Annotated in this window: 21 protein-coding genes and 2 pseudogenes; 7 read left to right on the plus strand and 16 right to left on the minus strand. The window is 54.4% G+C overall.

Annotated features, from left to right (window positions below; translation table 11 throughout):
- The first annotated feature begins 89 nt into the window (after positions 1 to 89).
- On the plus strand, positions 90 to 1,532 hold the full coding sequence (gene pyk, locus GNG27_RS14070) for a pyruvate kinase (protein WP_106993322.1): 1,443 nt from the start codon (positions 90 to 92) through the stop codon (positions 1,530 to 1,532).
- Between the two features lie 108 nt (positions 1,533 to 1,640).
- On the opposite strand, the gene lpxM is transcribed toward pyk, so the two are convergent.
- The 3 genes from lpxM to znuA form a co-directional block, all read right to left on the minus strand.
- Positions 1,641 to 2,612, minus strand: coding sequence for a lauroyl-Kdo(2)-lipid IV(A) myristoyltransferase (gene lpxM / locus GNG27_RS14075; RefSeq protein ID WP_156264054.1), 972 nt, complete (start codon positions 2,610 to 2,612; stop codon positions 1,641 to 1,643).
- 116 nt (positions 2,613 to 2,728) lie between these two features.
- Positions 2,729 to 4,051, minus strand: a complete 1,323-nt coding sequence (mepM, locus tag GNG27_RS14080) for a murein DD-endopeptidase MepM (protein WP_142489969.1) — start codon at positions 4,049 to 4,051, stop codon at positions 2,729 to 2,731.
- A 15-nt stretch (positions 4,052 to 4,066) separates the two neighbouring features.
- Complete coding sequence (znuA, locus tag GNG27_RS14085) at positions 4,067 to 5,011, minus strand: zinc ABC transporter substrate-binding protein ZnuA (protein WP_142490116.1); 945 nt, start codon at positions 5,009 to 5,011, stop codon at positions 4,067 to 4,069.
- Positions 5,012 to 5,089: 78 nt separating this feature from the next.
- On the opposite strand from znuA, the gene znuC reads away from it, so the two are divergent.
- Positions 5,090 to 5,845 carry a zinc ABC transporter ATP-binding protein ZnuC gene (znuC, locus tag GNG27_RS14090; RefSeq protein WP_142489970.1) on the plus strand — a complete coding sequence of 252 codons (756 nt, stop codon included), beginning with the start codon at positions 5,090 to 5,092 and terminating at the stop codon, positions 5,843 to 5,845.
- Positions 5,842 to 6,627, plus strand: a complete 786-nt coding sequence (gene znuB / locus GNG27_RS14095; RefSeq protein WP_142489971.1) for a zinc ABC transporter permease subunit ZnuB — start codon at positions 5,842 to 5,844, stop codon at positions 6,625 to 6,627. The genes znuC and znuB overlap by 4 nt, the downstream gene beginning before the upstream one ends.
- A 101-nt stretch (positions 6,628 to 6,728) precedes the next feature.
- On the opposite strand, the gene ruvB is transcribed toward znuB, so the two are convergent.
- The 6 genes from ruvB to aspS form a co-directional block, all read right to left on the minus strand.
- Positions 6,729 to 7,739 carry a Holliday junction branch migration DNA helicase RuvB gene (gene ruvB / locus GNG27_RS14100; protein WP_142489972.1) on the minus strand — a complete coding sequence of 337 codons (1,011 nt, stop codon included), beginning with the start codon at positions 7,737 to 7,739 and terminating at the stop codon, positions 6,729 to 6,731.
- Positions 7,740 to 7,747: 8 nt separating this feature from the next.
- The gene (ruvA, locus tag GNG27_RS14105; RefSeq protein WP_142489973.1) at positions 7,748 to 8,359 is read right to left on the minus strand and encodes a Holliday junction branch migration protein RuvA; all 612 of its coding nucleotides are present in this window, start codon (positions 8,357 to 8,359) and stop codon (positions 7,748 to 7,750) included.
- Positions 8,360 to 8,441: 82 nt separating this feature from the next.
- Positions 8,442 to 8,963: a crossover junction endodeoxyribonuclease RuvC gene (gene ruvC / locus GNG27_RS14110; RefSeq protein WP_039030827.1), complete on the minus strand. Its 522-nt coding sequence runs from the start codon at positions 8,961 to 8,963 to the stop codon at positions 8,442 to 8,444.
- Between the two features lie 34 nt (positions 8,964 to 8,997).
- Positions 8,998 to 9,738: a YebC/PmpR family DNA-binding transcriptional regulator gene (locus GNG27_RS14115; protein ID WP_032611949.1), complete on the minus strand. Its 741-nt coding sequence runs from the start codon at positions 9,736 to 9,738 to the stop codon at positions 8,998 to 9,000.
- Positions 9,739 to 9,877: 139 nt separating this feature from the next.
- Positions 9,878 to 10,321 carry a dihydroneopterin triphosphate diphosphatase gene (gene nudB / locus GNG27_RS14120; protein WP_156264055.1) on the minus strand — a complete coding sequence of 148 codons (444 nt, stop codon included), beginning with the start codon at positions 10,319 to 10,321 and terminating at the stop codon, positions 9,878 to 9,880.
- 1 nt (position 10,322) lies between these two features.
- Entirely contained in the window at positions 10,323 to 12,095 is a 1,773-nt protein-coding gene (gene aspS / locus GNG27_RS14125) for an aspartate--tRNA ligase (protein WP_156264056.1), read from the minus strand.
- 239 nt (positions 12,096 to 12,334) lie between these two features.
- Between aspS and GNG27_RS14130 the strand changes: the two genes are divergently transcribed.
- The 4 genes and pseudogenes from GNG27_RS14130 to GNG27_RS14140 all read left to right on the plus strand — a co-directional run bounded on the left by GNG27_RS14130 (position 12,335) and on the right by GNG27_RS14140 (position 14,269).
- Positions 12,335 to 12,901, plus strand: a complete 567-nt coding sequence (locus GNG27_RS14130; RefSeq protein ID WP_142489977.1) for a hydrolase — start codon at positions 12,335 to 12,337, stop codon at positions 12,899 to 12,901.
- Positions 12,898 to 12,993 (plus strand): annotated as a pseudogene (locus GNG27_RS23720) (hypothetical protein); the annotation flags it as partial. The gene GNG27_RS14130 and the pseudogene GNG27_RS23720, both read left to right, overlap by 4 nt.
- Positions 12,994 to 13,254: 261 nt before the next feature.
- A complete protein-coding gene (locus GNG27_RS14135) occupies positions 13,255 to 13,494 on the plus strand; it encodes a DinI family protein (RefSeq protein WP_156264057.1) in 240 nt (79 codons plus the stop codon).
- Positions 13,495 to 13,711: 217 nt separating this feature from the next.
- Complete coding sequence (locus GNG27_RS14140; protein ID WP_156264058.1) at positions 13,712 to 14,269, plus strand: hypothetical protein; 558 nt, start codon at positions 13,712 to 13,714, stop codon at positions 14,267 to 14,269.
- A gap of 220 nt (positions 14,270 to 14,489) precedes the next feature.
- On the opposite strand, the gene GNG27_RS14145 is transcribed toward GNG27_RS14140, so the two are convergent.
- The 7 genes and pseudogenes from GNG27_RS14145 to GNG27_RS14170 form a co-directional block, all read right to left on the minus strand.
- On the minus strand, positions 14,490 to 15,239 hold the full coding sequence (locus GNG27_RS14145; RefSeq protein WP_156264059.1) for a tail fiber domain-containing protein: 750 nt from the start codon (positions 15,237 to 15,239) through the stop codon (positions 14,490 to 14,492).
- A gap of 9 nt (positions 15,240 to 15,248) precedes the next feature.
- Positions 15,249 to 15,551: a hypothetical protein gene (locus GNG27_RS14150; RefSeq protein ID WP_156264060.1), complete on the minus strand. Its 303-nt coding sequence runs from the start codon at positions 15,549 to 15,551 to the stop codon at positions 15,249 to 15,251.
- Positions 15,551 to 17,209 carry a LamG-like jellyroll fold domain-containing protein gene (locus tag GNG27_RS14155; protein ID WP_156264061.1) on the minus strand — a complete coding sequence of 553 codons (1,659 nt, stop codon included), beginning with the start codon at positions 17,207 to 17,209 and terminating at the stop codon, positions 15,551 to 15,553. Before GNG27_RS14155 ends, GNG27_RS14150 begins: the two co-directional genes overlap by 1 nt.
- 157 nt (positions 17,210 to 17,366) lie before the next feature.
- A complete protein-coding gene (locus GNG27_RS23885; RefSeq protein WP_370462898.1) occupies positions 17,367 to 19,115 on the minus strand; it encodes a DUF1983 domain-containing protein in 1,749 nt (582 codons plus the stop codon).
- Between the two features lie 815 nt (positions 19,116 to 19,930).
- A pseudogene (locus tag GNG27_RS23890) lies at positions 19,931 to 22,340 on the minus strand (host specificity protein J); the annotation flags it as partial.
- A 50-nt stretch (positions 22,341 to 22,390) separates the two neighbouring features.
- Positions 22,391 to 22,924 (minus strand): hypothetical protein, encoded by a 534-nt coding sequence (locus GNG27_RS14165; protein WP_156264063.1) that lies wholly within the window; start codon positions 22,922 to 22,924, stop codon positions 22,391 to 22,393.
- Between the two features lie 70 nt (positions 22,925 to 22,994).
- A complete protein-coding gene (locus tag GNG27_RS14170) occupies positions 22,995 to 23,597 on the minus strand; it encodes a tail assembly protein (protein WP_156264064.1) in 603 nt (200 codons plus the stop codon).
- Between the last annotated feature and the right edge of the window lie 14 nt (positions 23,598 to 23,611).

The raw sequence follows: 23,611 nt of genomic DNA on the forward strand, positions 1-23,611 counted from the left end.
TCGGTAAGTTTCCTGTTGGTATTACGGCGGACAACGTGCCGAATCATCGTTCACGCAACACCAGGTTGTTTCAGACAACGGAGTATTACATGTCCAGAAGGCTTCGCAGAACCAAGATCGTTACCACCTTAGGCCCGGCTACTGACCGCGATAATAACCTCGAGAAAATCATCGCTGCAGGCGCCAACGTGGTACGTATGAACTTTTCTCACGGGACACCGGAAGATCATAAATTACGTGCAGATAAGGTCCGTGAGATCGCGGCAAAACTGGGACGTCATGTAGCTATCCTCGGTGACCTTCAGGGTCCCAAAATCCGCGTATCGACCTTCAAAGAAGGCAAAGTTTTCCTCAATATCGGTGACAAGTTCCTCCTCGACGCCAACCTGAGCAAAGGCGAAGGCGACAAAGAGAAAGTGGGGATCGACTATAAAGGCCTGCCTGCTGACGTGGTGCCGGGCGATATCCTGCTGCTCGACGACGGTCGCGTTCAGCTGAAAGTGCTGGAAGTTCAGGGCATGAAGGTGTTCACCGAAGTAACCGTTGGCGGCCCGCTCTCCAACAATAAAGGCATCAACAAGCTGGGCGGCGGTCTCTCTGCTGAAGCTCTGACCGAAAAAGACAAAGCCGACATCCTCACCGCGGCTGAGATTGGCGTTGACTACCTCGCCGTCTCCTTCCCGCGCTGTGGCGAAGATCTGAACTACGCCCGCCGTCTGGCGCGCGACGCAGGTTGCGATGCCAAAATTGTCGCCAAAGTGGAACGTGCGGAAGCGGTCTGCAGCCAGGACGCGATGGATGACATTATCCTCGCCTCTGACGTGGTGATGGTGGCCCGTGGTGACCTGGGCGTTGAGATTGGCGACCCGGAACTGGTCGGGATCCAGAAGGCGCTGATCCGCCGTGCCCGTCAGCTGAACCGCTCCGTGATCACCGCCACCCAGATGATGGAGTCGATGATCACCAACCCAATGCCGACCCGTGCGGAAGTCATGGACGTGGCGAACGCCGTGCTCGACGGTACCGATGCGGTGATGCTGTCAGCCGAAACCGCTGCCGGCCAGTATCCGGCGGAAACCGTGGCCGCGATGGCGCGCGTCTGCCTGGGGGCAGAGAAGATCCCAAGCATCAACGTCTCCAAGCACCGTCTGGACATTCAGTTCGACAACGTGGAAGAAGCCATTGCGATGTCAGCGATGTACGCGGCTAACCACCTGAAAGGCGTGACCGCAATCATCACCATGACCGAATCCGGCCGTACCGCGCTGATGACCTCGCGTATCAGCTCCGGCCTGCCGATTTTCGCTATGTCCCGTCATGAGCGCACCCTGAATCTGACCGCGCTGTACCGCGGCGTGACGCCGGTGTTCTTCGACAGCAACAGCGACGGCGTGGCGGCGGCGAACGATGCCGTGAATCTGCTGCGCGACAAAGGCTATCTGGTTTCCGGGGATATCGTCATCGTGACCCAGGGCGATGTGATGAGCACCATTGGCTCAACCAACACCACCCGCGTGATGACCGTCGAATAATACGGCGGTTTTGCCGGGTGGCGCTGCGCTTACCCGGCCTAGAGGTTCGTAGGCCCGTGCAAGCGAAGCGCCGCCGGGCAAAAAAAATCCCCCGAGACGGGGGATTTTTTATTTCTTGGGATACAGCTCTTTGCGCTTGTAAGGCTCTTTCTCGCCCGGCTTGCGCGTCTTCAGCAGTTTCAGGGTCCAGGTGTACTGCTCTACATGCGGCCCCACCAGTATCTCCACCTCTTCGTTCATCCGACGCGCAATGGTGTTGTCGTCGGCGGTGAGCAGATCGTCCATCGGCGGGCGGACTTCAATCGTCAGGCGATGGGTTTTGCCATCGTAAATCGGGAAGAGCGGGATCACCCGCGCCTGGCATACCTTCATCAACCGACCAATCGCCGGTAGCGTGGCCTTATAGGTGGCAAAGAAATCGACAAACTCGCTGTGTTCCGGCCCGTGATCCTGGTCCGGCAGATAATAGCCCCAGTAGCCCTGGCGCACGGATTTGATAAAGGGTTTGATGCCGTCGTTGCGGGCATGCAGGCGGCCACCAAAGCGACGACGCACCGTATTCCATACATAATCGAAAACCTTGTTCCCCTGGTTGTGGAACATCGCCGCCATTTTTTGCCCCTGCGACGCCATCAGCATCGCCGGAATATCCACGCCCCAGCCGTGCGGCACCAGGAAGATCACCTTTTCGTCGTTGCGACGCATCTCCTCGATGATTTCCAGACCTTTCCAGTCAACGCGGCCGGCGACCTTTTCCGGCCCACGTAACGCCAGCTCGCCCATCATGGCCATCGCCTGTGGCGCGGTGGTGAACATCTCGTCAATGATCGCTTCGCGCTCCGCCTCACTCTTCTCCGGGAAGCAGTAGAAGAGGTTTATCTGCGCGCGGCGGCGGGCGCTTTTACCCAGCTTGCCCGCCAGACGTCCCACTTGACCAAGCAGTGGGTCGCGCACGGATGCCGGAAGCATTGCAATACCGGCAAAGGCATAAACACCCAGCCAGGCGCCCCAGAAGCGCGGATGACGAAAGGATTTCTCAAATTCAGGAATGTATTCACTGTTGTTTTTTTGGGTTTCCATGCTTTTTCCAGGGCGGGTGATGCTTAAAAGAGTAATGCGTTAGTTTAGCGAGGCAGTGCGCAAGGCACAAAAGAAAAAGCCGGTGCAGTAACGCACCGGCTTTTATCGCTGCAGGATTAATTAATACTGAGCTGCGGCATAACCTCTTTGACCTGCGCCAGATAATCGCTACGGTCCTTACCGGTCAACCCTTCGGTACGCGGCAGTTTCGCCGTTAACGGGTTGACCGCCTGCTGGTTGATCCACACTTCATAGTGCAGGTGCGGGCCGGTAGAACGCCCGGTATTGCCCGATAGCGCGATGCGATCGCCACGCTTCACCTTCTGCCCCGGCTTCACCAGCAGCTTACGCAGGTGCATATAGCGGGTGGTGTAGGTACGTCCATGACGCACGGCAACGTAATAGCCGGCGGCACCGCTGCGTTTTGCCATCACCACTTCGCCATCACCGACTGCCAGAACAGGTGTCCCCTGCGGCATAGCAAAGTCCACACCGCGGTGCGGGGCTACGCGGCCGGTAACCGGGTTCAGACGACGCGGGTTAAAGTTCGAGGAGACGCGGAACTGTTTCGAGGTCGGGAAGCGCAAGAAGCCTTTCGCCAGACCGGTCCCGTTGCGATCGTAGAATTTGCCGTCTTCGGCGCGGATCGCATAATAATCTTTCCCGTCAGAGCGTAAACGAACCCCAAGCAGCTGGCTCTGCTCGCGCTTGCCGTCCAGCATTTCGCGGGACATCAGCACCGACCAGGCATCGCCTTTTCTCAGCTTACGGAAGTCCATCTGCCACTGCATGGCTTTGATCACTGAACTGATTTCACCGCTGGTCAGACCCGCTTCACGCGCGCTGGCAACGAAACTGCCGCCGCCTAAGGTGCCTTTGATAGCGCTGTTAACCCAGTCGCCCTGCTGCATTTCGCTGCTCATCTTGAAACCGTTTTCAGCACGATCGTAGGTGCGGGTTTCACGACGGGAGACTTCCCAGGTCAGGCGCTGTAAATCGCCGCTGTCGGTCAGGGTCCATGAAAGCTGCTGACCAATTTTCAGGTTACGCAGATCTTTATCCGCGGCAGCAAGCCGGCTGATTTCGCCCATATCGATACCGTACTGGTTAAGCACGCTGCTTAAGGTATCGCCAGTTGAAACCACATATTCATGGACGCCGCTTTCAGGGGCGATTTTGTCATCCAGTTCATCCTGCGGAATAGCTTCTTCTTCCTGCGGGGCCTGGTCGATAGGTTCACTGGCTTCGGGCAACAGTGAGCGGATTTCGTTTCTTTCCAGTTCGATGGTCTTGATAACTGGCGTGGAATTTGGGTGGTAAATATAGGGCCGCCAGACGGCGACCGCTAAGGTGAGAACAGTAAGCGACCCCAGCATGACGCGGTGGGGCCGGGGCAAATTATTAAATGCCAGGGCGACAGAGCGGGCTATCTGTTGCACGTATTCACTTCCTCGTTAATCTCCTTTCAGGCAGCTCGCATACTGGTTCGCCAGTTGGCTGAGGAACTGCGAATAGCTCGCTTTGCTCAACTGGATAGAGGTTCCAAGTGGGTCAAGGGTGCCCATACGCACGGACGTACCCCTTGCCACGGCTTCAACGACCGCTGGCCTGAACTGTGGCTCAGCAAAAACGCAGGACGCTTTCTGCTCAACCAACTGTGTTCTGATTTCATGTAAACGCTGCGCACCGGGTTGAATTTCTGGATTGACGGTGAAATGGCCAAGCGGCGTGAGACCGTAGTGTTTTTCATAGTAGCCGTAGGCATCATGAAAAACGAAATATCCTTTACCTTTCAGTGGTGCGAGCTCGGTACCCACCTGCTTGTCGGTTGCGGCAAGTTGTGCCTCAAAATCCTTCAGGTTGGCGTCAAGTTTGGCTCGACTTTGCGGCATAAGTTCCACTAATTTTTCATGGATTGCAACCGCCGAAAGGCGTGCTATCTCTGGGGAAAGCCAAAGGTGCATATTGTACTCACCGTGATGGTGATGCTCGTCACCTTTTTCCCCTTCAGCGCTCCCGTGATCGTGGTCATGATCGTCATCATCAGACCCTTTCATGAGCAGCGGTTTCACACCCGTAAGATTAGAAATGTTAACCTGTTTAGCATCCGGCAGCTGACTTGCAGACTTCTGCATGAAGGCTTCCATCTCTGGCCCAATCCAGACCACTAAGTCTGCGTTTTGTAAGCGTTTTACATCCGAAGGGCGCAGGGAATAGTCGTGTTCAGAGGCACCATCAGGCAGTAATACCTGGGTTTCCGTCACGCCATCTGCAATAGCGGAAGCGATAAAACCGAGCGGCTTAAGCGAAGCGACAACGGCGGCGTTAACATCTTGTGCTGTTGAACCCCAAAGGGCAGCGGATAATGCTGCGAAAAGAAGCGTATTTTTCTGTAACATAATGCGACTATTCATCGTAATGAGCTGGTGGAATGTGATATTATAACATTCGATGACTTCTGCAAGCATAAAATTGACATGACGAATCTGGTAACTCTCGAAAACATTTCGGTTTCATTCGGTCAGCGCCGCGTCCTCTCTGACGTTTCGCTGGATTTGAAACCAGGTAAAATTTTGACGCTGCTTGGCCCCAATGGCGCGGGTAAATCGACGCTGGTGCGCGTGGTGCTGGGCCTGGTAGCACCCGACAGCGGCCTTATCAAGCGTGACCGGCAGCTGCGCATCGGCTATGTACCGCAGAAGCTGCACCTGGACGCCACCCTGCCGCTGACGGTCAGCCGTTTTCTGCGTCTGCGTCCCGATACGCGCAAAGAGGACATACTTCCGGCGCTCAAGCGGGTACAGGCCGGGCATCTGATCGACGCGCCCCTGCAAAAGCTCTCCGGGGGCGAGACCCAGCGCGTGCTGCTGGCCCGCGCCCTGCTCAACAAGCCGCAGCTGCTGGTGCTCGACGAGCCTACCCAGGGGGTGGACGTCAACGGTCAGGTGGCGCTGTATGACCTGATCGATCAGCTGCGCAAAGAGCTGGACTGCGCCGTGCTGATGGTGTCACACGATCTGCATCTGGTGATGGCAAAAACGGACGAAGTGCTCTGTCTGAACCATCACATCTGCTGTTCTGGCACGCCGGAAGTGGTCTCCATGCACCCTGAGTTTATCTCGATGTTTGGCCCACGCGGCGCCGAGCAGCTGGGCATTTATCGCCACCATCACAACCACCGCCATGATTTGCAGGGACGCATTGTCCTGCGCCGGGGAAACGGTAACTCATGATTGAATTATTATTGCCCGGCTGGCTGGCCGGGATGATGCTCGCCTGCGCGGCGGGTCCACTGGGCTCGTTTGTCGTCTGGCGTCGGATGTCTTACTTTGGCGATACCCTCGCCCACGCCTCCCTGCTGGGTGTGGCGTTTGGCTTACTGCTGGATGTTAATCCGTTCTATGCAGTGATTGCGGTAACGCTGCTGCTGGCCGCCGGTCTGGTGTGGCTGGAGAAGCGCCCGCACCTGGCGGTGGATACGCTGCTCGGGATCATGGCGCACAGCGCCCTGTCGCTGGGTCTGGTGGTGGTCAGCCTGATGTCCAACATTCGCGTGGATCTGATGGCCTATCTGTTTGGCGACCTGCTGGCGGTGACGCCGGACGATCTGATTGCTATCGCCATCGGGGTGGTGATCGTGCTGGCTATCCTGCTGTGGCAGTGGCGTAACCTGCTGGCGATGACCATCAGCCCGGATTTAGCCTTCGTGGATGGCGTGAAGCTGCAGCGCGTCAAGCTGCTGCTGATGCTGGTGACCGCCCTGACCATTGGCGTGGCGATGAAGTTTGTCGGGGCGTTGATCATCACTTCGCTGCTGATTATCCCCGCCGCCACCGCGCGTCGTTTTGCCCGCACGCCGGAGCAGATGGCCAGCGTAGCCGTGGGTGTCGGGATGATTGCCGTGACCGGAGGGTTAACCTTCTCAGCGTTTTACGACACCCCTGCCGGACCGTCGGTGGTGCTCTGTGCGGCAGCGCTGTTTATCTTCAGCATGATGAAGAAACCGGCCAGCTGAGGTAATTAATTGCCCGGTGGCGCTACGCTTACCGGGCCTACAGGATCGCGCTTATCCAGGCCGGATAAGGCGCAGCCGCCATCCGGCAATTTCCGCAAAAGTTAAGGCATCTCCGGCGGCGTAATGCCAAAGTGATCCCAGGCACGCACCGTCGCCATGCGCCCGCGTGGCGTACGCTGCAAAAAGCCCTGCTGGATCAGGTACGGCTCCAGCACATCTTCAATGGTTTCCCGCTCTTCACCAATCGCTGCCGCCAGGTTATCCAGCCCGACCGGCCCGCCAAAGAACTTGTCCAGCACCGCCAGCAGCAGCTTGCGGTCCATATAGTCAAACCCTTCGGCATCCACGTTCAGCATATCCAGCGCCTGAGCGGCGATCTCATGCGAAATGGAGCCGTCGTGCTTCACCTCGGCAAAATCACGCACCCTGCGTAGCAGTCGGTTCGCAATACGCGGCGTACCGCGGGAGCGCTTCGCCACTTCAAAAGCCCCCTCTTCGCTCATCTCCAGCCCCATGTAGCGCGCGCTGCGGCTGACGATATGCTGGAGGTCGGGCACCTGATAAAACTCGAGGCGCTGCACGATACCGAAACGGTCGCGCAGCGGCGAGGTTAACGAGCCCGCGCGGGTGGTGGCGCCAATCAGGGTGAAGGGCGGCAGGTCGATCTTAATCGAGCGCGCCGCCGGGCCTTCGCCAATCATGATATCCAGCTGGTAATCTTCCATCGCCGGATAGAGCACCTCTTCCACCACCGGTGACAGGCGGTGGATCTCATCGATAAACAGCACATCGTGAGGTTCGAGGTTGGTCAGCATCGCTGCCAGATCGCCCGCTTTCTCCAGCACCGGGCCGGAGGTGGTGCGCAGATTGACGCCCATCTCGTTGGCGACAATGTTGGCAAGCGTGGTTTTCCCGAGCCCTGGCGGGCCAAAAATCAGCAGGTGGTCGAGGGCGTCGCCACGAAGTTTCGCCGCCTGGATAAAGATCTCCATCTGCGAGCGCACCTGCGGCTGGCCAATATACTCATCCAGCAGCTTCGGGCGGATCGCACGGTCCACCAGATCTTCTGTCTGAACGCTGCCTGCCGAGACCAGACGGTCTGCTTCAATCATCCTTTACCTCACAATGCAGCGCGCAGCGCTTCACGAATCAGGGTTTCACTGGTCGCGTCCGGTTTAGCAATCTTGCTGACCATCCGGCTCGCTTCCTGAGGTTTATAGCCCAGCGCCACCAGCGCGGCAACCGCTTCCTGTTCCGCATCGTCTGCTGTCGGGCCGGCAGGTGACGTCAGCACCAGGTCAGCAGCAGGGGTAAACAGATCGCCGTGCAGACCTTTAAAGCGATCTTTCATCTCAACAATCAGGCGCTCGGCCGTTTTCTTGCCGATGCCGGGAAGTTTAATCAGTGCGGCGGGGTCTTCGCGCTCAACGGCGTTAACAAACTGTGGAGCCGACATCCCGGAGAGGATCGCCAGCGCCAGCTTTGGCCCTACGCCGTTAGTTTTGATCAGCTCTTTAAACAGGGTGCGTTCCTGCTTATTGTTAAAGCCAAACAGCAGCTGGGCATCTTCACGCACGACAAAGTGGGTGAAGACAATCGCCTCTTTGCCCGCGTCCGGCAATTCATAGAAGCAGGTCATCGGCATATGCACTTCGTAGCCCACGCCTCCGGCCTCAAGCAGCACTATCGGGGGTTGTTTTTCTAAGATGATGCCTCTGAGTCTGCCTATCACGTGACGCTCCTGCGTTAAGGGCTAAAAGTTACCGCTGCCATAATAAAAAAAGGCTGGATAAACATCCAGCCTGATTTCATATTTAGCGCAATCGACCGCGCGCCAGATTGAGCCGCGACTCGCTTATCTGCATCGCGTTCTGGCTGACGTGGCAGTGGGTAATGGCGATCGCCAGGGCATCGGCGGCATCCGCCTGCGGATTGGCGGGCAGTTTTAACAAGGTTCGCACCATGTGCTGCACCTGGCTTTTGTCTGCTCCACCGTTCCCCACCACGGTTTGCTTGACCTGCCGCGCGGCGTATTCAAACACCGGCAGATCCTGATTTACCGCCGCGACAATCGCCACGCCGCGTGCCTGACCGAGCTTCAGCGCCGAGTCGGCGTTCTTCGCCATAAACACCTGTTCGATGGCGAAATAGTCCGGCTGGAACTGGGTAATGATCTCCGTCACGCCCGCGTAGATGAGCTTCAGACGCGACGGCAGATCGTCCACTTTGGTACGGATACAACCGCTGCCAAGGTAGGTCAACTGACGCCCGACCTGGCGGATTACGCCATAACCGGTGATGCGTGAGCCCGGGTCAATACCGAGAATAATCGCCATCACGCCTCTCCGGTTGTCGGTTTACGTTGGGCCATTACAGCGTAGCCGCAACCTCGTCGGAGATTTCACCGTTGTGGTAAACTTCCTGCACATCGTCGCAGTCTTCGAGCATGTCGATCAGACGCAGCAGTTTTGGTGCGGTTTCCGCATCCATGTCCGCTTTGGTGGACGGGATCATGGTGACTTCAGCCGCGTCGGCTTTCAGACCTGCCGCTTCCAGCGCATCACGCACCGCACCCATCTCTTCCCATGCGGTATAGACGTCAATCGCGCCGTCGTCATAGGTCACAACATCTTCAGCACCGGCTTCCAGCGCCGCTTCCATGATCACGTCTTCGTCGCCTTTCTCGAAGGAGATCACGCCTTTTTTGCTGAACAGGTAGGCCACGGAACCGTCGGTACCCAGGTTGCCACCGGTTTTGGTGAAGGCGTGACGCACTTCCGCAACGGTACGGTTACGGTTGTCGGACAGACACTCAATCATCACCGCCGTGCCGCCTGGACCGTAACCTTCATAGATGATGGTTTCCATGTTGGTGTCATCGTCGCCGCCTACGCCACGGGCGATAGCACGGTTCAGGGTGTCACGCGTCATGTTGTTGCTCAGCGCTTTATCGATCGCTGCGCGCAGACGTGGGTTGGAGCCGGCATCGCCGCCGCCCAGACGGGCTGCGGTAACCAGCTCACGAATGATTTTGGTAAAGATCTTACCGCGTTTGGCATCCTGTGCCGCTTTGCGGTGTTTGGTGTTGGCCCACTTACTATGACCTGCCATAAAAAGTTCCTCAAAATTATCCTGCGCCTTTCAGCTTCCAGATGCGTTGGCTGCGCCCGCTCACACCAGTCACTTACCGATGTAAGCTCCTGGCGATTCGCGACCTTGCCGCCTTCCTGGAAACTGAAATGCTTGGAAATTAATTAACATTGATTACAAATTCTTCAATCGCCTGCCGGTTGCTCCACGACTTGGTTAACGACGCGGCCTCGGCCGCGTTAACCCAGCGGTAGGTCAGGTGTTCGGTGAACACGATCTCCCGCTCGTGAGGAAGCGCAAGGCAGAACCAGGATTCCGTATTGCGTTCAGTCCCCGGCGCGTAGCGATGACGTAAATGGCTAAAAATTTCAAAATCCACCGTGCGCTGACAGTCCTTCAGGGTCAGTTGCTCGCGAGCAACGTCAATGGCGACCTCTTCCTTTACTTCGCGCGCGGCGGCCTGCAGCGCGGTTTCACCCTCTTCCAGGCTGCCGGTAACCGACTGCCAGAACGCGGGATCGTCGCGCCGCTGCAACATCAGCACCCGCTTCGTGTCCTGGGCATAAATGACAACTAAGACAGAAACGGGAAGCTTATATGTCATATCAGTTTTTCTCTTCCTTTTTCACCACTTCGATACCCAGCTCGCTCAGTGAGGTTGGGTTAGCAAAGCTTGGCGCTTCGGTCATCAGACAGGCAGCGGCGGTGGTTTTCGGGAAAGCGATAACGTCACGAATGTTGTCGGTACCGGTCAGCAGCATGGTCAGGCGATCCAGACCAAAGGCCAGGCCTGCGTGCGGAGGCGTACCGTACTTCAGGGCATCCAGCAGGAAGCCGAACTTCTCGCGCTGTTCCTGTTCGTTGATACCCAGAATACCGAACACCGTCTGCTGCATTTCCATGCTGTGAATACGCACGGAACCGCCGCCCACTTCGTAGCCGTTGATGACCATATCATAGGCGTTAGCGACTGCGTCTTCCGGTGCCGCTTTCAGATCTGCCGCGCTCATCTCTTTTGCCGAGGTGAACGGGTGGTGCATTGCGGTCAGACCGCCTTCGCCGTCGTCTTCGAACATCGGGAAGTCGATCACCCACAGCGGCGCCCATTTGGCTTCGTCGGTCAGGTTCAGGTCTTTACCCAGCTTCAGGCGCAGTGCGCCCATTGAATCGGCAACCACTTTCTTGTTGTCCGCGCCGAAGAAGATCATGTCCCCGTCCTGGGCTTCAGTGCGCGCCAGAATGGATTCGACGATCTCAGCGTTGAGGAATTTGGCGACCGGGCTGGTAATGCCTTCAATGCCTTTCGCACGCTCGGTGACTTTGATGTAAGCCAGGCCTTTCGCGCCATAGATCTTAATGAAGTTGCCGTAGTCGTCGATCTGCTTGCGGCTCAGGCTCGCACCGCCCGGTACGCGCAGGGCAGCCACGCGGCCTTTCGGATCGTTCGCCGGGCCGGAGAAGACGGCGAATTCAACGTCTTTCAGCAGGTCAGCAACGTCCACCAGCTCCATCGGGTTACGCAGGTCTGGTTTGTCGGAGCCGTAGCGACGCTCGGCTTCGGCGAAGGTCATGATCGGGAAGTCGCCCAGATCCACACCCTTCACGTCCAGCCACAGGCTGCGCACCAGCGCTTCCATCACTTCACGCACCTGCTCGGCGGTCATGAAGGAGGTCTCGACGTCGATCTGGGTAAATTCAGGCTGGCGGTCAGCACGCAGATCTTCGTCGCGGAAGCATTTAACGATCTGGTAGTAACGGTCAAAGCCGGACATCATCAGCAGCTGTTTGAACAGCTGAGGAGACTGCGGCAGCGCGTAGAATTTGCCTTTATGTACACGGGATGGCACGAGGTAGTCACGTGCGCCTTCCGGGGTCGCTTTGGTCAGCATCGGGGTTTCGATATCGAGGAAACCGTGATCGTCCATAAAGCGGCGCACCAGGCTGGTGATTTTCGCACGGGTTTTCAGGCGATCGGCCATCTCCGGGCGACGCAGGTCGAGATAGCGATATTTCAGACGCGCTTCTTCGGTATTGACGTGGTTGAAGTCCAGCGGCAGTGATTCTGAACGGTTAATGATGGTCAGATCGGTTGCCAGCACTTCGATTTCGCCGGTCGCCATGTCGCTGTTGATGTTCTTTTCGTCACGCGCACGCACGGTGCCGGTCACCTGGATGCAGAACTCATTACGCAGCTCAGATGCCAGCTTTAACGCGTCGGCACGATCCGGATCGAAAAATACCTGCACGATGCCTTCACGGTCGCGCATATCGATAAAGATAAGGCTGCCAAGATCACGACGACGGTTGACCCAACCACACAGGGTCACCTGCTGTCCGACGTGGGACTGACGCAGCTGCCCGCAATATTCTGTACGCATGAGATATCCCTTAACTTAGCCGCAGGCTACAAGGTCGCAGCTTTCTGTATGTCAAACTGGATGAAAAAAGGCGGCTATTATACTGGAAATTCCGCCAGACGATAAGAGAGAAGCACGCCAGACGCACGATTGCTGCTCGCATCTTGCATATTCTCACAAAAATTAACAAAAATATCAGACCCACAACATGCCTGGACGCGTAAGGTATTCCGGACGCTAACTTTTTAACAGGAACAACCATGCTTACACTCGACGCTGCCCGTACCGCCCTCGTGGTCATTGATTTACAGGAAGGGATCCTGCCCTTTGCCGGTGGCCCACATACGGCGGATGAGGTGGTCAGCCGCAGCGCACGTCTGGCAGAAAAATGCCGCGCCAGCGGCTCGCCGGTGGTGATGGTGCGCGTGGGCTGGTCTGCGGACTTTGCCGAGGCGCTGAAGCAGCCTGTCGACGCTCAGGGCGCGGCCCATGCCCTGCCGGACAACTGGTGGACCTATCCCGCGTCACTCGGCAAACGCGACAGCGATATCGAAGTGACCAAACGCCAGTGGGGTGCCTTCTACGGCACCGACCTGGAGCTGCAGCTGCGCCGTCGCGGCATTGAGACTATTATTCTGTGTGGGATCGCCACCAACATTGGCGTGGAATCCACCGCGCGTAACGCCTGGGAGCTGGGCTTTAATCTGGTGATCGCTGAAGATGCGTGCAGCACGGCCACCGCCGAGCAGCATCAGGCCAGCGTGACGCATATCTTCCCACGCATCAGCCGCGTGCGCAGCACCGACGAGATTATCAACGCACTATGATCTATCTGGGTTTACCCCAATGGTCGCACCCGAAATGGGTGCGGCTGGGTATCAACGGTCTTGAAGAGTACGCCCGCCACTTTAACTGCGTGACGCGGTAATTATTAAAATCACTAAAGAACGCCCAAGAGCATGTGTTTTCTTTAGGTTAATCAGTGCATTATAAGACGCCTCCATATGAAATTCGGTTAAGTTCATATGAGTTAAAATGTCCCAACCATGCCCCAAAACTGGCATTTATGCCCCATACATGCCCCAAAAACCTTCCTTAAAAAGCTACGTGCCCAACCGTTGACACTGTATAAATAAACAGTATAAATTGCGTGCAAAATCATTGTTGCTTTGGAGGCGGTATGTTCGTTGAGTTGGTGTACGACAAACGGAATGTTGAAGGATTAACAGGTGCCAGAGAAATAATTCTGAATGAGTTAACAAAGCGGGTGCACCGGATCTTTCCCGCTGCAGAGGTGAAGGTTAAGCCGATGCAGGCGAACGGCTTGAACAGCGATGCCAGCAAAAGTGAACGGGAAAAGCTGAACCGCATGCTGGAGGAGATGTTTGAAGAAGCTGATATGTGGATGAGTTCAGAGTGACGTATTAAGTACTGGAGAGATCCAGTCATCTTTTTAGTTCGCTTCGCGTCTTGAAAGGAATGCATATTTAGCATTGACAAATTTCTTAGGGTGCTACAGTAGTATAAATACCTCTCTCTTGGTAAAATCATATAAGCAAGTTCTGCTTGGTGTAAAGAATGGCCATGCGTTGGCTTCCCCTCTCCTCATCGATACATGTACTTCATAAGAGGTTTATATGAATAAACACCTGCATAGAATAAATATCATTTTCGATAATAACGTGTGGGACCTTTTAAACAAATGGAATATACAATTACACAATTCGTATTTTTCCGAACATTTCAAACCGATATATCCTAAGGTGGTAGGTGTTGAGCATGACCACGTTAATACTCCACCTGAAGTAAAAAAATATAAAGATGAGCAATTAGAAGCAATGGACTATTATTCCCCATCACATTTTGGTTTCGCAGATCAACCAGCCAGTTCTGGATTTGGGCAAGGCTTCATGGCTGATGAAAGCGATATGGAATTCATAGGTTCCGAACATAAAGAAATTAAAAGGAATGTACCATTTCCTCAGGAATTTGCGGATAAAACCATATTAGCATTCGCAAACAGATTCAATGCTTATGTAGTTACTATGGATGACAAAAAACCATTTAAAAGTATGCCTAATGTTATTTCCCTTAAAGAAATAAAAAACAATGAAATGACAACTCAACAATTTACAATATTTTTATTGTCGATTATAAACAAGAAAATTAACGATACTTCCGGTTTTGATATTTAACTTAAAAAGCGCCGCGCATTAACGAGTGCGCGGCGTAAATTACCCGAGATCCTTTTGGGTTTTGCTGTATTGCGGCCACAAATGCGGCGTGAATGTCGGAACGGCGGGGCATGGTGACCTCTCAATTATTATCACTGTGTATTTATACAGTAGTTTTAAGAGAGGGCCAGGGCAAGGAGGCTGTGCCTATTGATAATTACCGCTGAACATCCTGGTGCCGTTACGCTTTCAGCGCCTGAACCTCAGCCCGCAGCTGCGTGACCATCGCCGTGAGGTTATCGACAGTGTCCATAAGAGCAAGAATCGCTTCATGGTGAAGCGCAGCTGACAGGCCGAACGTGTCGACCGTTTTCGCGTCCTCAACAACAGAGTCATCGTTCAGCTTAATATCACCCGCCACCGTTACGGCTTGTGGAAACATGACCTCAACTTCCTGAGCAATGAACCCATAGCCGTGCAACCCGTTATCCAGGCGGTCCCATTCGCAACCTGATATGGAGCGCATTGCAGCTAACGGATCGGCGATACGTTTGATATTGTCTTTAATTCGACGATCGGATGCTGGTTGCCAGTTACCCACGGCCTGACCATTCCGGTTGAACGCCCAGGAGACGCTTCCGCCAGGGCCATCAATGCCAATGGTTACGGAGGCAACCTCATAATCTGATGTAGAGTATTGACTTAGCACGTAACCCTGCGAATTCGGCCTCTTCATCACCATCCCGCCGAAATGAGTTCCAGCAGAGCCAGGATTGTACGTCATTAGTTGCGTCGTATGCCCGTAGGTATTATCGAGCACAATGTAATCACCTTTTACTTTACCGCCTGTTTTACCGTCGATCGTATTTAGCCGCGAATCGTCACCTGCGGCCACCTTCCCTGAAGTTGTCCCGACGTCTCTGGTGGCGCTGTTCCCTAAACCAGAAACGTCCGCTGCCTTAATGGTTATGCTATCAATTCTGTTTGACATGTAATTTCCTTATGCCCAGACGCGAGCAGGCGTTTTTGGAGTCACGATGAATTCATCCAGCGGTGATAAATCAAACCCGTCATTCATTACCCGGATATTGGCGTGGTAACCGGGTTCCTCGGAATATTTTATTAACTCGTTTTCCTGCCCCGGATTTTCGATATCGCTGATGATGGTAATAACGCCGATGATATCCAGGCTGATATCCGGGTGGTATAAATACCCCTGCTGTTCATCATCAATAAATCCCGCCGCGATTAACTGCCTACGCATTTCATCGGCGTCAGAAAAGCGCAGATATAAGTCTCTCATTAGCGGAGTCCTTTTATTTGATTGTCAGTGAGTGCGCGGTGCCAGATACGCAGATTACGGATGTGGCCATTGAGCATTCGCACGCCAGGGGTAGCCGACCCTGCACCTCGACCGATATAAATCGTGTTGTTAGATACGCCTACATTTCCTGGCGTCGGTCTGGTTATTATGTCCGAGGTGATAACCGCTCCGTCTGTGAATATCTTCTTATTTATAGTGTCAGAGACGAACACCATATTATGAATTTTCCCATCATCTATTGCCGTCGCTCCCCCTACCAGCGCGGGGCTTGCATAACAAAACATGGGCCTTCCTGATAACCCGGGAGAGGAATTAAGCGCCGCGAAAACCCACTCTGTGGACGAGGGATAGTAGCTAATGATACCCCTGCGATTGTTCGCGCCGTTGCTCGCCACCGTTTGCCCGTTACAGTGAACCTCCATGGCAAAAGTAACAGGTCCAAAGTAGTTATCATTACCAGAGCGTTGCAAAGTGCAATCATCAGCAGCACGTGTTGCTGTGTTTCCATTAGTAGGTATATAGGAAGTTGCTGTTAAAGATGCTTCTAATTGCATACGATCAAGTGTTACTTTATGACCTACAGGTACACTGGCACCGAATTGAATACGTAAAGCCATTCGATATAAGCCAGTTGTACCTGCTGTCGTAACAGACAAAGTATTGCGACCTGCTACAGCAGTAGTTACCCCCGCAGTGGTATCACCTTCTGATGACGTGTTGCGAATTATTGCGATCGCAACATCATCACCAGCTTCAACAACCAAATCACATGATATGGATACAGGGTTCGCCGCTTCATATGTAGCGGCACCAGTATGTTGCTCAAACCATACGCTTGTTGTACCTGTTTTAGTGATTTCCACGCCACCATCTGGCTTAAAAACAACAGATACGCCAGCCCCGTATCGCATAATGGAAGGACCATATTCCGTTGGTGACGACCTCTTAAGAAAGTTTGTACTTTGTTCTTCTATTAAAAAACCTTCTTTTTCGAAGCGTGGTTCATTAATAGCTGCTGTACGCAGCACTCCAGATTTATCTATGTAAGTCGCAGTGGATGCCCGGGAAAATGTCAGAGATTTAGACGGCAGTTCCAGCACCTGCCCGGAAATAGTCAGCGTGTCATAGGGCGCGAATCCGGCGAGCAGGCGCAGATCGTCGTTGAGCGGTGCCCACACGTCAGGGAACGGCGCTGCCTCATAGGGTACAGACGTCAGCTGCTGCGCGGCGGCCAGCGATGCTGCGGCACTACTGGCGCTGGCCCCTGCGTTGTACTCTGACGTCCTGGCATTCGTCTCAGATGTTTTCGCATTGGTTTCTGAGGTCTTCGCAGCGTTCTTCGAAGCGAGGGCATTCCCCTCTGACGTTGCCGCGTTCGTTGCGCTGGTTGCTGCGGCGTTTTTGGAAGCCAGTGCATTCGTCTCACTGGTTTTGGCAGCGGTCGCGCTGGTCCCTGCTGCGTTCGCGGCGGTGATCAGCTTCGACCAGCTGGGGCCCGTTTTTTTCGAACCATTTGCCAGAGTAACGGTGACGTCACCAGTGCCCGATAAAATCAGGTCCTGGTTGATAATACTGCTTTGCGCCAGGCGAAAACCTTCCGTGACGGCGTTCGCTAAATCGTCATCAAGTGTGGCCATTCGTGATGTCCTTAAAATGAAAAACCCAGCCGGAGCTGGGTTATAAGGGTGTGATTATTGAATTCAGAAGAAACAACAAGTGCGGAGCCGAAATACTTACATCGGGTTTTATTTCCAGCCCGTTAAAGCCAAATCGCCAGCATCCACCTCGCTGGAATTAATTACCTGAATAACCGGAGAAGTTAGGGGAATTTCTTTTGGTAATTAACGCCATTGATGGCTGCATATCCATATGAGTACTCCCACTGGTAATCCCTCTAAGGCCAATACGTATAGTCACAGGGCCTGAGTTTGCGGGAATATCCAGACTACCTGTAACGGGTACATAACTGTTAACCTGACGACTGACGCTATTGGTGTCGTTATACGATAGCTTAAAGCCAAGAGACACTACTGTAATATCTCTCCCGTTTATATTGATATATGCTTCCAGAGCACCATTATAAGCTTCACTTTCATTCCATACGACAAATGTCGGAACAGCGATAGTGACGTCATACGGGACACCCCCCGCCCAGGTAACCTGTCGAAAGAAGTCTTTTTGTTTACCCGGGTCTCCCTGAAACCTTCCACCAGGGAAGGAGAACATATTAACCACGTCCCCTATGATTTTGTTCGCGTAAACTGTGCCTTTGAAGTCTCCATCCGTCGCGTAAACTGTCCCTCTGAATTCCCCACTGGTTGCGTATATCGTCCCCCTGACCGTCACGCCGTTAAACGTGGCATACCCGGATTTATTGATATGCCAGCCAACATTACCGGTCCCGTCCCAGTTGCTGGACTGGAGGTAATTGCCGATCTTGCCGTTGTCGATGGAACCATCCTGAATGAACACCGATCGCATGAACATCTGCCCGCCGGTGGCGGCAAACACCAGCTCCTGTCCTTTTGTCGTCGGGTTATAAACCGCAAACGTATCGGCAGAAATCAGGAAGTTTGAGGACCCGGTTGCATCAATGCCCAGCTGAATACCCGCGATACGTTTAACCCCGTTCGCTTCCACCTGAACCTTAACGCCCCACTGCGCGCTCAGCTTTCCGTTGATGTCAGCAACAGCTTCGCTGGTTGTCTGGACTGCGGAGTTGGTATCGCCAATCTCAGCTTTAACCCCCTGAATGCTGATCGCGGTAGCACTTTCCAGATCCGCGACCGCTTCATCAATGCGCGTAATGGCTGCCGCGTTGGTCTGACCGTTTTGCTCAACCGTCGCCTTAAGCGTGGTGACCTGCTCCGCCACGGCACTCGTGGCATCCGCGGCGGTCTTCCGGCTTTCGATGATTTCAGCCATCGTTTTCGTTTCGCCAACAGCATACGTCACGCGCTGTTCAGAGAACGCGGTGAAGCTGGCGAGCGCATTGGTGACGTTACCGACAATACCGGCGTCCCGGCTGGCCGTGTTGCCGTCCACATCCACTTTCAGCGTATCGATGCGGCGGCCGAGTGCGCTGTCAGCATTCGTACGTGCAGTGGTTTCCGTGCTGATGTCCGAAGTGTTCTGGTCGGTCGTGGCCTTAACCGCAGCCAGCGCGGTGGTCTGCGCCTTGTTGTTATCCGCGACCGCTTTATCGATGCGTGTAATGTCACCGCTATTTTTGCCAACGGTGGACTGCAGGCCTGAAAGCGTGGTGGCCTGAGCCTCCTGCTCATTCGTCAGCGTCGCCAGCTCCTGAGTAACGGAAGCCTGGTTAGCGTTAACGGTCGATTCCAGCTTCTTCCGCTCTGTCACCTCCGCTTCCTGCGCCGTGATGCGCGCCTGGCGTTCGGTATACAGCAGGCCCGAGGCCAGTTTTGACGGGTCGTCACCGGTATAACCGCCCCGGATCTGCGTCGCCAGCGTCTCGCGCGCCGTGGCTTCCGCCTGGTCGCCGGTAACACGGGCTGTCGTTTCCTGCTGCAGGGCGGCCATCCCGGCGCCCGGCGTTGGCCGCCCGATCGCCACCCAGTCAATCAGGAAGTAGTTCGTCGCGTCCTGTTTGCTGGAAAGGTCCAGCCGAATCTGGTTAATCGTCGTCTCGGCCAGCCAGGGGATATCGTCGCATTCCAGCGTTGCAACGCCGTCGGCGTTATACGCCGGTTCGGCCACCACGAAGCGGTTGGTTTCGTTGAAACTGGCCGCATTGCGCCAGCGGATTTCCCCCGCCCATGCAGGCGCTCCCACTTTCCTGATGCGCAGCTTCAGGAAGCGATACGCAGCTGCTGTTATGCCCAGCGTCGCAGGAGAAGCAACGTACGGGTCCGATGCGTGGTTGGCAGGACGGAGCCAGCCGTTAACAATGGTCGGCGTGCCGTTACCGGACCAGCCCTCCGCAGTCGAATCGAAGTACCAGATTTTGGCCGGATCGAACTGAGAACCGGTCCCCGCCGACACCTGCGCAATCTGCTGCGCCAGCGATTCGGTGGTGGTCTGAATCGTCTGGTTGACGTTGCTGATATCCGCGACGCGCTCGTTCTTCTCGGTCAGCAGTGCCTGGCCGCGGGCCGCTGCCTCGTCGGTGATGGCTTTCTTACGGTCCGTGATCTCCTTCGCCAGGCCCGCTTTGTTCGCCGCCGACTCTGTTGTGACTGTGCTGATGTCGTCGCGCGCCGACTGGATATCGTCACCCAGATCAGTGATTTCCGAAACCAGGTCTTTGTAGGCGTCGGTCTGTTTGATCTGGTTATCGATATCCACCAGGTAATCCGCGGCATCCGAGCTGCTGCTGCCCTGAATGAAGTCAGTCCAGGCCGACTGGTTACCGGTACGGTCGATAAGCCGCGCGCGGTACCAGAACCCCACCCCGGCTTTCAATCCCAGCTGCTGATACATGTGCTGCGGATACGGCACATCCGTAAGCAACATCGCATTCGTGCCGGCAGCATCCGTGGAATACTGAATCTCGGTCTGCAGGGTATCCGCTGTATTTGCAGGAAAATCCCAGTCCAGCTGAACGCCCCAGAGTAAAGGCGTGGTCCGAAAGTTAATGGGTACCGGCGGTGCCCCCGTTTTCCCTGTTAACGTAACTTCCAGCGATGTGGCCCAGCTGGAGGAAATCTCTGCAGCATTGATGGCACGAATGCGCACAAGATAGCGACCGGCATAAATGGCCGCCACCTCAAACGAAGTGGTAGAGCTGCGCGGTACATTTACCCAGTTTCCGTCATTGCGGCGCCACTGAGCCTCGTAGGCGATCGCGTTCGGGGCCGGGTCCCAGCTGGCGCGCATGGTTTCGATGCTGATGCCCTGATTCACCATCGAGTAGGAGCTGATAATTATATTTACCGGCGCAAACTGATTGCCGGGAGGGATCACGCTTACCGGACGCTGGTCAATGATGGCACCAGTATCGATGCGGGCATACTTATCCGGATCGTGAGCCGCGCCGGTTACAGTAAACGTTCCGTCGTTATTGTCGCTGATGCTGATCACCCGGTACTGCTGGGCGTACAGCTCATCGGATTCCGCCACCCAGACACTTTCCGCCTGCGGTGTTTCGCTGTAGGCAGTGCTGACCGTTACTGCTTTTCCGTTCACAGCCTGGATTGTACGGGCCTGAGATGCACCGGACGGAAGGTTGATAATAAGGCGGTGACCTGCCTTCGCATCCGTAGCACGATCCAGGGTAATCACCCGGCCATTCACTACACTGATGCGCCCGCCTGTAACCTTACCGGACAGCATTTCATCAGCTACGGCGATGATGTACCCGGGCTGCGGTATGTTGCCATCCAGACCAACATCAAACGATACGACTCGATCCTTGTTGTTGGTAAGAATGCCCCAGCGGCCTTTGCGGTTCGCCTCAGACTGGCGGGTACAGCCAATAGCCGTCATTTCCAGCTGGTTAAAACCGTAGCGCGCCACCAGGGCCTGCTCAAATACCGGCTCCATAGCATCAGCATAGGCGTTAGAGGGATCGGACCAGGAGACCAGCGCTGTGGTATAGCGCGTTTTGGTCGTACTGCTGGAGTAGGTGAAGCGGCCATCAACTACGTTAGCGCGGGTGTAGCTGTAATCCACATCCCGCGGCATATCCGCCAGGGCGACAATCTGATCGCCACCCCAGTAAGTCATGCCCCGGAAGATGGCCGCAAAATCCCGGAGAACGGTGTAGGCGTCGTTCCGGTCCTGGATGTACACGTTGCAGATGTAGCGCGGCTCTGTTCCGCTGCCGCCCTTACCGTCTGGCACCAGCTGATCGCAATACTGGGCCACCTGGTACAGCGTCCATTTGTCGATGTTCGCCGCGGTGAGACGGTGACCCAGGCCGAACCGGTCGGAAACCACCAGGTCGTAAAAAACCCACGCCGGGTTGTCAGTCCACGCCCACTTAAACGCACCGGTCCAGGTGCCGGTATAGGTGCGGGTTTCGGGGTTGTAAGTGTCAGGCACGCGGATCACGCGGCCGCGCGGCTCGCAGGAGATTTGCGGGATAGAGCCGTTGAACTGGCTTGAGTCGAATTCGATGTACAGCAGCGCGGTGTTCGGATAACGCAGTTTGGCGTCAATCACCTCGGTGAAGCTCTGCAGCGTCATCGTGTCGCCAATCTTTGCGCTGTTAGCATCCGCGGTAAGTTTGCGCAGGCGAATAGTCCATGTTTTGCCCGCCTGCGGGAGATCGATACGGTGACTGCGCTCATAACCGGATGTAGTTTTCCCGGTCACGCTGGTATTCAGCACCGTCTGCCATGCGCCGCCGTCGGTCTGCAGGTCAATCGCGTAGTTAATCGAGTACCCGACCAGATCGCCGTCGTTCTCCTGTTTGAACAGCGAGGGCCATTTCAGGCGCAGACGTACCGCTGAGAGCTGGGTATTGGTAAACGTGCGCGTCCAGGCGGTGGCGTTTGATACTTCTGTCCCCACACTGATTTCGTTTTCAGTTCTAGGGATACCCTGAATGTATTTTTGCGCCTGGGTACCAGGACGAAACTCCCACGTCACGCCGCTGAAGTTTTGCGAGCCGTCTGCGTTCTCAAGCGCCGTGCCATCAAGATAAATATTTTTGCCGGTGAGCTGGCCGGAAAACTCCCCCTCTCCCAGCGCTATCAGGATTTTTGCCTTCGCTACAGACTGGAGATCATCAGGCTGTTCGGTCGGAGTTCGTGAACTTGAACTGCCGCCCTTTCGGCCTTTAATCGACATTAATTTTCCCATATCTCGCCCATAAAAAAAGCCGCTATCGCGGCTTAGTTATTTATGTAACGCTAGTCGAGAAAAGACTTAAGTAGTGAGTCAATACTATTATATTTTTCTGGTTGACCCTTTCCGTCCTGACTAACGAGCAGTGTATACGTTCCCGGCAATTGTTTCATTGCATCTTGCCGGAGTTTAGGTAGAAGATTATCTTCGTAGTATTTTATTTTTTGCTCGAGGATATCTCTCTCTGTTCCAGCAAATGACCTAATAGATGGGCCGTTATCAGGGCGGTCAAGACGTAAAACAACAGAATATTTCTTGTTATTGTAGGTAATGAAGATAACCCCATCTGGCCCATAATCTACGGGTGCGAAGTCTTTCAGGTTGACACTTATGAAGTTCTGACCGTTATAAATACCGTTGATGACTTTATCTTTAAATTCGAGTTGAAGTCCCTGAGCTTCCAAATATGCCTTTAATTCATCCTTAATGTTTCCAATAACTTCCAGTTTTTTTGGTTGCCAAAACACTACCCTGCTCTCTACAAATCGAGTCTCTTCTTGTTCTAAGTCAGTTAGTTTCATTCTTAATTGCAAAGACATTGTAACCTCTTACCTTATGTGTGTTTATGAAGATTACAAAATTCCATTAGTTATTTCCATTTTTATAAGATCACTGCTGATCTTCGACGTAAATTCCTGCGGAGATAATCGCTCCACCAATACGTCGGAGGCCGTATAGCAGCGGCACCGGATATCCCTGAGCGGCGGTGTTCGTTACTCCGCCGAATGCATAAGAGGCCCGGTTATCGGCATCCTGTTTACTGGCTAAACCTGTAGGCTGTGGAGATAGCATTTGGACAACACCACCTAAGGCCAGCGCCGCACCTATTTTCATAGCCGCAGGCCCCCACGCAGCACCTCCCCATGCTTGACCGATTGTTGCCCCTAACGCTCCAACAACAACCAATACAGCACCTAACACAGTTTGCAAAAGTCCTGCTTTCTTACTTCCGATCACCACAGGAACAATGCGAATCACTTCTCCAGTTACAGGAAAACCCAAATCATCTTGACCAATATTCTTTTTCCCGCGAAATACGGCATAAGTTAATCCTCGCGATTTGCTTGTATTCAAATATTTTTCAAACCCATCAAGAGTTCTACTAAGAGCATTTATCGCTTCGGCAGTTGTCGTAATAAGTCGCTTGTGTTTTTTCCCAAACGTCTTGCCTAAGACTCCGCCTAATTCTATTTCGGTCATTACTTCTTGCATATTAACTCCAATAA

This window comes from Leclercia sp. 119287 (genome assembly GCF_009734485.1).
GTDB lineage: Bacteria > Pseudomonadota > Gammaproteobacteria > Enterobacterales > Enterobacteriaceae > Enterobacter > Enterobacter adecarboxylatus_C.